This is a genomic window from Sorangium sp. So ce406, from assembly GCF_051474675.1.
Lineage (GTDB): Bacteria > Myxococcota_A > Polyangia > Polyangiales > Polyangiaceae > Sorangium > Sorangium cellulosum_G.
This window is the reverse complement of the sequence record NZ_CP150340.1, coordinates 6,151,163-6,163,263: the sequence shown is the minus strand read 5'-3', so window position 1 is coordinate 6,163,263 and position 12,101 is coordinate 6,151,163. Positions and strand designations below refer to the sequence as shown.

The window sequence follows — 12,101 nt, the reverse complement described above, 5'->3', positions numbered from 1 at the left end:
ACAGGCGTCATGCCCGCAGTCCGCGGGTATTATCGTCTGCTTGCAGCAGCTCGGGTTCGCGTCGCAGACCTTCGTGACGCAGCCGCTGCAGCTCGACAGCAGCGCGGAGCCGGTCGCGCACGGACTGTGGCCGCACGCGGCGCGGGCGGGGTTGTCGCAGTACTGATCGAACTGGCAGTCTTCGGCGGTCGTGCACGGCTGGTGCGTGCCCTGCCGTGCCACGGTCTGGGGCAGCTCGTTGATGTCCCCGACCGACCACGTGTACGTCGTGCCCGTGGTCGAGAGGTCGATGGGGCCTCCGTCCGGCAGCTCCTCGAACGACTGGCACGTCGGGTCGCACGGGTTGGTCGCGCACAGGCCCCCGTCGGAAGCCTCGGAGTTGGCGAACGGGCGATACCCGCTCTCGCCGCTCCCCTGAGGCGCCGCCCCGAACGGAGACCGCCGCATCGTCATCGACCCCTGGCAGCTCCCGTAACGCCCGTCCTCGCAGCGCCGAACGCCGTCCAGGCACGTCAGCACGCCTTCGTGATCACCGACGGTGACGTGACACTCCACCTCTTCGCCGTCCTCGCACGGGTCGCCTTGGCCCGAGTCCGGGCCCGTCCCCGCGTCGGGCCCGCTCGCCCCGTCGTTGGGCCCCTGAAGGCCGCTGTCGTCTCCGCTGCACGCTCCGGCGATCAGCGCCGACGCCGTGAGCAGCGTGACGAGCAGCAGCGCTCTCGGCGCCCACGCCTCGGCGGAGCCTGATCGGGAGAGCGCTCCCATCCACTTGGTCGAGGGACCAGCCATCGGCTTCTCTACCTTCCACTGGGGTGCTGACGAGAAAATTGTACCTGGGCGCAGAAGGCAAAGTCCAGGCCTCTCGCCGGCGCGCTCACGGCTGCGAGAAACGCGGTCGCAGCGCACGTGTGAGGTCCCCCCACGCGCGCGGCGCCGCGCGCTGCGAGGCGCAGGAGGCACAAAGAAATGCCGTGCCCCGCAACGATTTCATAGCGATTCCGGCGCGCCGCCGGTGTTCCGCCGCGCGGCGCGGCTGCGGTCGTGTGGGTCGGCGTGCGCGCGCTCATCGGGGCACGCTGACCGCCGTGATCGCGTGAAGCACGAGCAACGCGATGGCGACGCCGAAGGTGACGATGTGCGCCGGCAGCCCTCCGCGGAGCGCGGCGAGGAGCGCGCGCTGGGCCGGGAGCGCGCGCAGCTCGACGGCGAGCCGGATGAGCTCGGCCAGGCCGGCGAGGCGCTCCGCGCCGCGCCCTTCGAGGACCTCGTCGATGCGGGCGCGCAGCGCGCGCTCCTCCTCGCGCAGCCCGCGCCCCGAGGCGACGAGCGCGAGCGGGCCGAGGGGGCTCTGCACGTAGGGCACGAGGATCTTCTCGACGATCTTCTTGACCAGATCGCTGCGCCCGCTCACCCCGCGGTAGAAGCGGTCGAGGAGCTCGCGGCGGGCGGCGGCGAAGTCCTCGGGGAGCGCCGCGGTGCGCTCGATCCGGGCGAGGCGCCGCGGCGCGAGCCGGTAGGCGACCGCCGTGAACGCGCCCGCCGCGGCGGTGGCCCAGAAGGCGAGGTGCAGCGCCGCGCCGAGCGTCGGGCGGCCGGACCGCGGCCACGGCGCGTGCGCGAGCGCGAGGCCGGCCGTGACGAGGCCCATCGCGAGGTGCCCGGACAGGTGCGGCCGCAGCCGGCTCCTCACGGGCCCGCCGTCGTCGCGCTCCTCGGCCGCGGCGTCGCCGCGCTCCTTTGCCTCCCTGCCGCGCCGCCTGGACCGAATCCACACCCACTTCCCGGCGCGCTTCGGGACCGCGTAGAGCAGGAGCAGCGCCATACCCACCGCGGCGGCGACGCCCGCCGACCAGGCGGCTCCGTCGCCCGGCCGCGCGTCGCCGCGCGCGTGCGCCGCGATCCCCGCCGCGCCGAGCCCCGCCGCCGCGAGCGCGCTCCCGGCGAGCAGCGCCGCGTCGCTCCGTCCCGCGCCGGCACGCTCCTGCTCGCGCCGCGCCCCGCCGAGCAGATCGCGCACGTCGGCGATCTCCTCCGCCGGGTTGACGCGGAAGATCGAGCCCGTGGGGCAGGCCTTCACGCACGCCGGCCCGTCGTGATCGCGGCAGAGATCGCACTTGACCGCGATGTCCGGGGAGCCCGCGTCGCCCGGGCGCGGCGCGTCCGCGGGCCGCGGCGCCATGGCGATGTTCTCCCAGGGGCACGCCTTGGCGCAGGCGCCGCAGCCCGTGCAGAGCGCGTCCCGGATGAACACCTCGCCTCCGGTGTCCTTGCCGATGGCGCCGGTGGGACACTCGATCATGCACGCCGGGCTCTCGCAGTGCTGGCAGGAGTTCGGCAAGAGGAGGCTCCGCGGCGCCTCCTGCCCCGCGGCCGGCGGCGCGTCGTCGACCCGCGCGAGCACCTTGTCCCCGCGGCGGACGAGCCGCGAAACCCCGTGCACATCGGCGCACGACCACGCGCAGTGCCCGCATCGGGCGCACGTCTCCAGGTCGATGACCAGGAGCGACCGCGCGACCTGCAGGCGATAGAGGTCCCTGAAGACGTGCGCTGTGTGATTGCGCGCCTGGCCGGCGACGATCGCCTCCTGGGCGGCGTGCTGCTCGCCGGTGATGCGCCGGAGTCGGGGGATCAGATCAGGCTGCTTCCGCGCCAGGGCGGCGAACGTCTTCGCGGGCACCGAAAGGAGCCTCGCGGCGCCGCTCGCCACGGCGCTAGCCGCCCGACTCCGTCCCTCGTCGAGCTCGACGTCCCCGAAGAAGTCACCTCGGGTGAGGTACGCGCGCACATGAATCCGATCTCCGTCCTCGGTCTGGATCTGCACCATCCCCTCGGCGATGAGCCACAGCTCCGCGGCCGGGTCGCCGGCGCGATAGATGGTCTGACCGCGCTCGAAGCGTCGATGACTCACTGCGTCAAGAAGTGCCTCGATGTCTTCCGGGTCGAGATCACGCGTGAAGGCGAGGGTGCCGAGGAGATCGCGCGTCGCGCTCCTCCGCAGCGCGCGCTCGAGCTTCTCGGCCATCTGGGCCTTTCCGGAGCGCCCGGCGGCGCGGCGGAACAGGTGGACGGGGATCTCCGCGAGCACACTCTCGGCGAGCGCGACTGCGGTGGTCCTGCGCGACATCCCCACGACCGCCTCCTCGCCGAGGACATCGCCCACAGCGGCGGTGCGCACCTCGGTTTCGCGATCATCTCCGCGGCGTGTCGCGCGCAGCGCGACGCGCCCGGACGCCACGACGAAGAAGGCGTCGCCCGTGTCGCCGGCGCGATAGGCGACCTCGTCCGGCGCCAGCGCGCGGAGCCGCCCCGCCTCGGCGATCTCGCGCCGGGCGCGCTCGTCGAGCCCTCGCAGCAGCGGCGCGTCGAACACCCCCGGCGGCCATGCGCGGGGGCGGTCCGATCCCGCGACGCGCGCGTCGCCGCGCGTGTGGTCCGATGAGGGCATCAGCGCGGCTCCCCGCCGCCGAGCGCGGAGGACCGCGCTGGTAGACCTCGTCCCGCGGCGCGATCGCCGCGCGATCCGCGCCGCGGGGCGAGGTCAGCAGGAGCGGTAGGAGGAGGCCGTGTCATGGCGCCGGACACCGTCGCTTCATACCATCGCGCATCAGATATCTTGTGGGACGACATGGTCTTACGTCACGTTCGACGCTGAAGAGGCGTAAAAAAAGGAAGAACGTCCCGAAAAAGCCTTGACACCCAAGCCGATTATAGGGAATATCCATCCTGCTAGACTCGGCATCTTCGGCGCCAGGGTTCGTTTGATGGTTCGGCATGAAATGACTAGCATCTGTTCCAGAGTGCACATGCAATGTCATTCGAAATCAACGAGGTAGATGTATGAGTAGGCGCACGACGAGTTTGGCTGTTGCATCCCTGGCTGCCGCGTCCTTGATCACGCTCGGTTCGGCGTCCGCGAGCGCCAAGGACCACGCGGATTGGGCCCTCGAGTTCCTCGACCACACGACCCCGGACAGGAACCTGTCCGGGACCGACCCGTGTTACATGAACTGGGAGTCGGAGCCCGCGCCGGCGCTCGACGGCAGCGCCGTGCCCGGGGAAGGCATGGGGGCCTGGGCCTCCATGACCAAGGGCGCGTGCCTCTTCACGCTGACGCTGCAGAAGTCGATGGGGTACACCCGGGACGACATCAAGCGGCATTGGCAAAAGTACAGCCCCACGTCGGAAGAGTACTTCGACAAGATCAACGCCAGTCCGGCGCTCGGCGCGCCCCCTCCTGCGCGGGAGACTTTCTTCCGCCGCGTCACCCGGGCGATCGACATCCAGCAGGGCGATATTCTCGTCATCGACAAGAAGCTCGAGATCGATCCAGTGACAGGCATGCCAGTGATCGATCCAGTGACAGGCATGCCAAAGGGGTACGCCGGCCACACCGTCATCATCACGGGCGCGCCGAGGGAGATCCTGCCGCAGGTCAACCCGCGTTACTCGGGGACGAAGCAGTACGCCGTGCCGATCGTGGACTCGACGGAGACGGCGCACGGGTGCAACGAGGCGTACAAGGACAGCCGTTGGAGCGGGGACTGCAGTGACGGCTCCATGACCCCGGGCATCGGGGAGGGCTTTATCCGCGTGTACACCGACTCGCTCACGGGCATCCTGCTCGGCTACACGTGGAGCGTCACGTCGTCGATGACGAGCTACTACTCGCCGTCGAACCGGCCCTACCGGATCGGCAGGCCGTTCAAGCTGATGGCGCCGCTCTCGACCGAGCCGCCCCCGCCCCCTCCCTGATCGCCGGGCACGCGCCTCATGAACACCGCGAGCTGAGCGTTTCAGCTCCTGACCAGCGAAGCCCTTACCCCGCGGGCCGGGGTAGGGGCTCGCCCCTTTTTGTCCGCCGGCCCATCGGCAGGCCTGTCTCTCTGGTCGCTCCATCGCGATGGCCTCCTCGGCTCAGGGGATCTCGACCTCGGCCCGCGCGAGCTCGACGATCTCGAGGCGCGCGAGCATCGACTCGGTGACCAGCGGGCCGGTCGGCCTGAGGCCGCGCCGCGCCTGCTCGCGCTCGTAGGCGGCGAAAGCGCGGATCAGGAAGGGCGGAAACGCCCGGAAGAGCAGCCTCGCCTCGGCCCGGAGCGGGCCGCGCCGGTTGCCGGCCGGGAGATCGTACGTGTACCGGATCGGCACGCCGGGCGGCACGGAGCGCGTGTCGATGATCGCGTCCGGCCCCTTGACGACTCCGCGGCTCGCGTCCAGCGCGCCGACCGGAAAATAGGTCTCCAGAAAGGCGTTGTGGCCGGTGAGGTTCGAGCCGCACGCTCCGGTGTCAACGTCGTAGTCGCCGTCCTCGAACCGATCGGCGTGGTGCAGCCCCTGGCCGGGCCCGGGCTGGCAGCTGCCGTCGGCGGCCACGACGCCGATGCAGCGGACGCAGCGCAGAAACCCGTTCTGGAAGTTGATGAGCCCGCGTCCGCGGAACGACGTCCCGCCGAGCCGTGGAGGTGGATTCCACAGAGGGACATCCGGTCCGTCGCGCACGTCGGCGCCGAACAACCCTCCTTGCGCGCCCGCCCCCCGGAGCGGATGGTTCGCGTCCGGATCGGTCGTCACCCGGGCGAACACCTTGTCTCTCAGGTCCTCCTCGGCGCGGTCGACCCGGCCGACCTCGTAGAGCACCCGCCCGCCACCATCCCTGACCACGAGGTGGACCCAGATCTCGCGCTCCTGGCTGAAGCCGGCCGGCACCTTGTGCCCGGCGCCGATGTTCTCGATTTCCATCGGGATCTCGACGCGCTCTCCGGCCGCCCCCGCGCGCCGCGGAGCGCCGAGATCGAAGCGAAACGTGTGGCGGAGGAGCAGATCGCGGCGGCGCCGGGCGCTCGCGGGGATGCCGTGCACGTCGAGCGACGGCTCATCGACGAGCGCCTCGGGGAACTCGCCCGACAGCGGCACATCCACGCCGGAGAAGTAGTGGGTCACGACGTCCGCCGGAGCGGTGGAGTGATCCGCGACGCGCCCCCGCGGCCGCGACCCCGGCGGGCGGGGGGAGAAGCGCGTTCCGGGCGGGCACTCGGGATCGCCCGCCCGCGGCTGCGCGGAGCCCGACGCGGGAGCCGCCTCGCAGACACCCGGATAGGTGCTCATGTGGCAGTCCTGGCAGGTGGCCGCGCGGCGGCCCGCGCGCTCCTCGGATCGCGCCCAGTCCGACCACTCGGTGTAGGCGTTGCGCAGGCGCTTGAAGTGCTCGCCCCGCGACGCCGCGAGGCTGTCGGTGCCGAAGAGGCGCACGTCGTGGCACGCGCCGCAGAACTCGCTCGATCGCAGGTAGGCCTTCGCGCTCGCCGACGGCCTCCCGTGCACGACGGGGTCATCGGCGCTCGCCGCGCCCGCTGAAGACCTCCCCGCGCGCCCATCCGCGCGCTGGCCTGCGGTGAGCAGGAGCTCCTCCGGGCGGAGATCGTAGCCGCTGTTCGCGATGCCGAGCAGGCCCCGCGCGTCCTCCGGGCGCGCCGGGAAGACGGCGCCCGTCACGAACGACGTCCACGTCGGGTTGCCCTGGTAGCCGGGGCGCCCGCGCGGGCCGACGGGGCCGTGCACCTGATGGCAGAAGCCGCAGGAGATCCCCTCCAGGCCGCGGCGCGTGAGGAGGTCGCGCACGGGCAGGCGCGCGCGAGGATCGCCGCCGGGGCGGCCGTCCCACGCGGGCATCGCAGCGTCGAGGTTCTCCGCCGGGCTGTGGCAGTTGACGCACCAGTGCTCGCCGCCCGAGCCGGTCACCGTGACGCCGCTGCCCCGGTCGCGGCACGCGCGCGCTGGATCGGCCTTGCGGAGGATGCCCGCGCCGTGCGGGCAGTCGGCGTCGCGCCCGACCTGCTCCTCGATGAGGCTCTCCAGCGCGTTGAAGAGCGGGCTCTTCACCGAGTGCGCCATGACCGAGCGGCGCCACTCCGCGGCCTGGCGGCCGTGGCACGCGGCGCAGTCCTCCGCCGCCGTCTCCTGCTGCGCGAGCGGCGCGACCGGCGCCACGGCGACCGTCCGCGGCGCGGCCCGCTCGGGGGCGCCCCGCGCGAGCGCGAGCGCTGCCGTCGCGACGAGCGCGCCGGCCCCGAGCGGCGCGAGCTGCCACAGCCGCGCCGCCGCGCCGCCGCGCTCGTGGCGTCCGCGTGACGGGCGGCGAGCGCGCGCCTCGACCCCGGGCTCGCGCCCGCGCGGCGCGGCGGCGGTCCTGGCCTCCTCCGGCGCGGCGGTCCTGGCCTCCTCCGGCGCGGCGGTCCTGGCCTCCTCCGGCGCGGCGGTCCTGGCCTCCGCCCGCGCGGCGGCAGATGCATCCTCGGTCGACGCGGCCGCGCGCCCGGAAGTCCGCGCGGCGTGCGTCGCCCGCGCCGGCGGGTGCTCGTCGAGGAACCCCCCCAGCGCGTCCGCGATCGCGTCGGCGCGCGACGGCCGCCGCGCGGGATCCGGGTGGAGCAGCCGCAGGACGTGGCCCTGCAGGCCGGCGGGCAGCGAGGCCGCGACGCTCTCGACGAACGGCGGGGGCTCGCGGTGCGCGGCCTCGCCGAGCGCGTGCCGCAGGCCGGCGCCCGCGAACGGGTGCTCCCCCGCGAGCAGGCGGTAGAGCACGAGGCCGAGCGCGTAGCGGTTCGCGGCGCTGTCCCAGAGCGCGCCGTCGGCCTGTGCTGGCGGCGTCCAGAGCGGCGGGATCGCCGACGACGCGCGCGCTCCCTCGGCGCGCGGCTCCGAGGCGGCGCCGCGGCCCGCCTGGCCCCCGACGAGCGCGGCGACGAGCGCGCCCGCGGGCAGCGTCACCTGGCCAGCGTCGTCCACGAGGACCGCGTCGGGCGTGAGCGGCCCGGGGAACAGGCTGGCGCGCTCGCAGGCGGCCAGCGCGCGGGCGATCGCGATGGCGAGCCGGAGCGCCTCCTCGAACGGAACGGGCCCGCGCCGCGCGCGCATCCGATCCGACAGGGAGGCGCCCGCGAGCCTGCGCACCAGCCAGACGCGCGCGCCGTCCGGGCGCGCCGCCGCGGCGCCCTCGCCCTCGGCCGGCGCGGCCACGCCGCCGTCGATGAAGCCGCCGATGCCCGCGCTGCCGAGCGACAGCAGGCGCGCCGCCACGGCCTCGCGCTCCGGCCCTGCCGGCCCGCCCTGGTCCGCCGCGCCGATCCGCCACAGCTCCTCTGCTGCCCCGCAGCGCCATCGCGCGGCGCACCCGATGGCCGGCAGCGGCGCGCCTTCCGTGTAGCCCGCCTGCTCCGGCGACGCGCGTCTCACCGCGCCCCCACCGGCGGGGCCGGCGCCGCGACGCTGTCGGGCGGCTCCGGCGCGCCGTTCGCCGAGCGCAGCGCGTAGGTCCCGAGGCCCGCGAGCGCCGACAGCGCCACGATGATCGCGATCGCGATCCGGGCCGGCACGTCGCGCGTCCTGTCGATCTGCTCGACGAGCGCGATCGTGTCGGCGCGGGGCGCGCCCGTACCCTCCGCGTCGCGCGCAGCGCCCGGCGCGCTGGCGCGCCCCTGGTCTCCGGTGCGCTGCGGCGCGCTGGCGCGCCCCTGGTCTCCGGTGCGCTGCGGCGCGCTGGCGCGCCCCTGGTCTCCGGTGCGCTGCGGCGCGCTCGCCGTCGCCGCGCGCTCGCCGCTCCCGGCGGTGCGCGGCGCGCTCGCCGCCGTCTGGAACGGCTCCAGCCGGTCCACGATGTCCTGCGCGAGGTACGGTCGATCCTCGGGAGCCTTCTCGAGGAGCTGGAAGAGGAGCTGCTCGACGCCGCGGGGCAGGCCGCGCCGCACGTCGTCGTCGAGCGGCGGCGGCTCTGCCGTGCACTGGAGGTTGAGCAGCTCCCGCGGCGAGGCGGACTGGAACGGCGGGCGCCCCGAGAGCGCCTCGTACAGGATGAGCCCGAGGCAGTACAGGTCCGATCGGTGATCGATGGACCGCGCGTCGATCTGCTCCGGGCTCATGTACTGCAGGGTGCCGACGCTCTGCGTGTTGGTCTGGTTCATCGCCTCCACGACCTTGGCGATCCCGAAGTCCATCACCTTCACGCTGCCGTCGTTCAGCACCATGATGTTCTCGGGCTTGAGATCGCGGTGGATCACCGGCGGCTCCTGCCCGTGGGCGGCGGCGAGCGCGCTCGCCACGCTGGCCGCGATCCGCACCGCGTCCGGCCAGGGCAGGCGGCCGGCGGCGCCGAGCGCCGCGCGCAGCGTCTGGCCGTCCAGGTACTCGAGCACCATCACGAGCTCGCCGGAGGCCTCGATGCTGGCGAGGCTCCGGACGATGTTCGGGTGCTCGAGGTGCGCGAGGATCTGCATCTCGTTCAGGAAGAGCCGCCGTCCCTGCTCGCTCCGGGCGAGCTCCGGGCGGAGCACCTTCAGCGCGACGCGCCGGCGCGACAGGCGCTCCTCGCCCTCGTAGACCTTGCCCATCCCCCCCTCACCGACGAGGCGTCGAACGAGGTACTCGCCGATCTGCTCCATGCGCGCCGTCTCCTCTCCCTGACCGGGGCGTCTCTTCTACGTGCGAGCCGGGCCCACGGCTTACACCCGATCTCGCGTCCCGCTCGCCGTCGGGCCGCTCCGGCGACCGCCTCTGGGCGCCGTGTCGCGCCGAGCGCGGAAGCGCGGAGCACGCTGGTCGTCGCTGCCCCGCCGCCCTCTGCCTCCGCGCTCCTTCGGGGTCGCTGTCCCGCGGGTCGCGGCCCGAGCGAGGATCGCTCTTTCGCGCCGGCCGCGATATCGAATTGCTGCGCCTCGATGGAGGGCGCGGTGGTAGAACCGGGACCATGCTCCCACGTTCAGCCTCGCTCGCTCTCGCAGCGATCCTGGCGCTCGTGGTCCCGGCCTGCTCGCGGACCGTGGCGGAGCCCGAGCCCGAGCCGCCGCCGGCGGTCTCCGGCGGGCCGGTCGTCGCGCCGCTCGCGTGGGATGTCCCGGCGGCCTGGTCGGCGCTCGATGTGCCGCGCGTCGGCCCGCGCAAGGCCCTCTACAAGGTGCCGCGCGTGGCGAACGACAAGGAGGACGTCGAGGTGCAGGTCCTCTGGTTCGGCCTGGGCAGCAACGGAGACGTCGAGGCGAACTTCAAGGGGTGGTTCGCGCAGTTCGACGGGGACGTCGGGGCGAAGGCCAGGCGAGCGTCGTTCGATGTCCGCGGCGTGCCGGTCGAGACGGTCGACGTCGTCGGCACCTACACGATCGCGCTCGGGCCGAAGACGGGGGCCGGCAGGCGCGCGCCCGTGGAGATGGTGAAGGACGGTTACCGGCTCCTCGGCGCGGCCGTGAGGACGCCCGATCGCGGAAACTGGTTCTTCAGGATGGTCGGTCCGGACGAGACGGTGCAGTCGGCGCGCTCGGCGTTCCAGCGTCTGCTCGAGTCGGTCCGATAGACGGCGGCGAGACGGCGGCGCGGCTGCGCGAGCGCGGCCTCGTGGGCTGCGCGAGCGCGCCTTCGTCGACCGTCACGCCGCGCGCACCGCCGCGTCGGCCCGGTCGCCGCTCGCGGGGGGCTCCGCGCCCGTGGTACGTTGCGCGCCATGGACGACCGAAAGCGCGACGTGCGCACGCCGGCCGAGATATTCCGCACCGAGGCGGAGGCCGAGGCGGAGAACAACCGGCTCTGCGAGGAGAGCAAGCACCAGCTCTCCAACCGCTGTCCCGAGTGCGGCAGCCTGGGCAGCATGGAGCTGGTCGACGGCACCTTGCGCTGCGTCGACTGCGATGAGGTGGTGGCCGCAGGCCGCCAGCTCTCCGGCTTCGGCCGCCGCTGAAGCGCTCCGCTCACACGCGGCGGACGCCTGAAGGGAAGCGGTAAAGCCGGCGCCGGACAGAAATCGTTGGGCCAACTTTCTTTCCTGATGATTTTCAGTCGACGTCGGGATTATTCTGCGACCATCGGCGCATTCGCGCCCAGGCCAGTTTTCGACCCCGGACGTGGTGCACGGAAGTGCAGGCCAGCCACCCAGCCGGGGCGTGACAGCCGGACTGAAGTGTTGCAAGGAGCCCGAGATGAAGCAGATCGCAGCGGAGAGCTCGTTCCACGCGCCACGGGAGACAAGTCAGGCATCCCGGGCGACGACGGCACGAGGCGCGAGCGGAGGGCTGCTCATCCTGATGATCGAGGACAGCGCGATCTCGAACTTCGGTCCTGCAAAAGAAAGTGAGCTGGTAAACAGTCCGCGCTGGTCCCGTCCGAAGCGTTGACCAGAGGCGTCGCAGCCCGGGTCCTGCCCGGCTCCGGGCGCCGCGCCCGCTTCGCGCCGATCAGCGCCTGACCCCGCCGCGTGACGATCGCGGGCGACACGTACCGTCCGGCCAGCGCGAGCACGACGCGCCGTGAGGCCGGCGCGGGCGGCATGCGCCCCGGCTGCTGGGTTGCCGTTTTTTCGCCCCCTCCGCTGAATCGTGGCACCTCGTCGGTGTGGACACCCGGGGAACGACGCGGAAAACCTTGGTCCTTGCGCTCGCGGCTGCCGCTCTCGGCGGGGGGGCGCTCGGCTGGCTCGGCTGCAGCGACCCGCGCGACGCCATCGAGCGGATCGCCCGGGAAGAGCCCCCCGCGCTGAGCCGCCTGGCCCAGGCGACGCCGGGCGGCGACGCCGAGGGGCAGGCGAGCGCGGCCGCGCCGCAGGGCGACGCGCCGGAGACCGCGGAGGAGGGCCGCAGCGACGCACGCAACATCGACAGGGCGGGCGCGTCGGCGTCGGCCCGCGGCGCGGCGCGGGAGCGGCGCCGCCGGTCGGGGTCGGTCGCTGACGGCGCGGGCCGCGTGGCGCAGGGCGGCGGCGCTGAAGAGCGCGCTGCCGCGGCGCCCGAGCTCCACGTGGTGCGGCTCGTCGTCTCGAAGGGCATCGCCGACCGCGAGCCGCTCGAGCCGGCGACCTCGTTCGCCAGCGCGGAGATCGACCGCATCTACGCCTTCGTCGAGCTCGCGAACAAGGACCGCGCCGCCTCGGAGATCAGCGTCACCTTCGCGCCGCCCGACGGCAGCGCGCCGCTGCGCATCCCCCTCGCGGTCGGCGCGCAGCGGCGCTTCCGCACGTGGGCGGCCACGCGCAAGGCGCGCGCGGCGGGGCTCTGGTCGGTGATGGTCAGCGACGCCGCGGGCAAGGAGCTCGCGCGCGCCTCGTTCACGATCACGAAGTAGGAGAC

At 73.6% G+C, this 12,101-nt stretch carries 9 protein-coding genes; 6 read left to right on the top strand and 3 right to left on the bottom strand.

Annotated elements, in window-relative coordinates; all coding sequences use genetic code 11:
• Window positions 1-40 precede the first annotated feature (40 nt).
• Window positions 41-166 (top strand): hypothetical protein, encoded by a 126-nt coding sequence (locus WME96_RS22670; protein ID WP_437292168.1) that lies wholly within the window; start codon window positions 41-43, stop codon window positions 164-166.
• Window positions 167-1,063: 897 nt separating this feature from the next.
• On the opposite strand, the gene WME96_RS22665 is transcribed toward WME96_RS22670, so the two are convergent.
• Window positions 1,064-3,445: a cyclic nucleotide-binding domain-containing protein gene (locus WME96_RS22665; protein WP_437292167.1), complete on the bottom strand. Its 2,382-nt coding sequence runs from the start codon at window positions 3,443-3,445 to the stop codon at window positions 1,064-1,066.
• Window positions 3,446-3,888: 443 nt separating this feature from the next.
• Between WME96_RS22665 and WME96_RS22660 the strand changes: the two genes are divergently transcribed.
• On the top strand, window positions 3,889-4,752 hold the full coding sequence (locus tag WME96_RS22660) for a hypothetical protein (protein ID WP_437292166.1): 864 nt from the start codon (window positions 3,889-3,891) through the stop codon (window positions 4,750-4,752).
• A 162-nt stretch (window positions 4,753-4,914) separates the two neighbouring features.
• Here WME96_RS22660 and WME96_RS22655 read toward each other — a convergent pair whose 3' ends face one another.
• Window positions 4,915-8,232: a hypothetical protein gene (locus tag WME96_RS22655; RefSeq protein WP_437292165.1), complete on the bottom strand. Its 3,318-nt coding sequence runs from the start codon at window positions 8,230-8,232 to the stop codon at window positions 4,915-4,917.
• Window positions 8,229-9,434 carry a serine/threonine protein kinase gene (locus WME96_RS22650; protein ID WP_437292164.1) on the bottom strand — a complete coding sequence of 402 codons (1,206 nt, stop codon included), beginning with the start codon at window positions 9,432-9,434 and terminating at the stop codon, window positions 8,229-8,231. Before WME96_RS22650 ends, WME96_RS22655 begins: the two co-directional genes overlap by 4 nt.
• A 305-nt stretch (window positions 9,435-9,739) precedes the next feature.
• On the opposite strand from WME96_RS22650, the gene WME96_RS22645 reads away from it, so the two are divergent.
• The 4 genes from WME96_RS22645 to WME96_RS22630 all read left to right on the top strand — a co-directional run bounded on the left by WME96_RS22645 (window position 9,740) and on the right by WME96_RS22630 (window position 12,096).
• A complete protein-coding gene (locus tag WME96_RS22645) occupies window positions 9,740-10,339 on the top strand; it encodes a hypothetical protein (protein WP_437292163.1) in 600 nt (199 codons plus the stop codon).
• Between the two features lie 147 nt (window positions 10,340-10,486).
• Window positions 10,487-10,720: a hypothetical protein gene (locus WME96_RS22640; RefSeq protein ID WP_437292162.1), complete on the top strand. Its 234-nt coding sequence runs from the start codon at window positions 10,487-10,489 to the stop codon at window positions 10,718-10,720.
• A gap of 238 nt (window positions 10,721-10,958) precedes the next feature.
• On the top strand, window positions 10,959-11,153 hold the full coding sequence (locus tag WME96_RS22635; RefSeq protein ID WP_437292161.1) for a hypothetical protein: 195 nt from the start codon (window positions 10,959-10,961) through the stop codon (window positions 11,151-11,153).
• A gap of 247 nt (window positions 11,154-11,400) precedes the next feature.
• Window positions 11,401-12,096, top strand: coding sequence for a DUF2914 domain-containing protein (locus WME96_RS22630; RefSeq protein ID WP_437292160.1), 696 nt, complete (start codon window positions 11,401-11,403; stop codon window positions 12,094-12,096).
• Window positions 12,097-12,101: the final 5 nt, after the last annotated feature.

What these genes read in the sequence shown, in the direction of transcription:
- WME96_RS22665 (WP_437292167.1), bottom strand. Translation starts at nt 3,445, where the DNA reads ATGCCCTCATCGGACCACACGCGCGGCGACGCGCGCGTCGCGGGATCG.
- WME96_RS22640 (WP_437292162.1), top strand. Translation starts at nt 10,487, where the DNA reads ATGGACGACCGAAAGCGCGACGTGCGCACGCCGGCCGAGATATTCCGC.
- WME96_RS22635 (WP_437292161.1), top strand. Translation starts at nt 10,959, where the DNA reads ATGAAGCAGATCGCAGCGGAGAGCTCGTTCCACGCGCCACGGGAGACA.
- WME96_RS22650 (WP_437292164.1), bottom strand. Translation starts at nt 9,434, where the DNA reads ATGGAGCAGATCGGCGAGTACCTCGTTCGACGCCTCGTCGGTGAGGGG.
- WME96_RS22645 (WP_437292163.1), top strand. Translation starts at nt 9,740, where the DNA reads ATGCTCCCACGTTCAGCCTCGCTCGCTCTCGCAGCGATCCTGGCGCTC.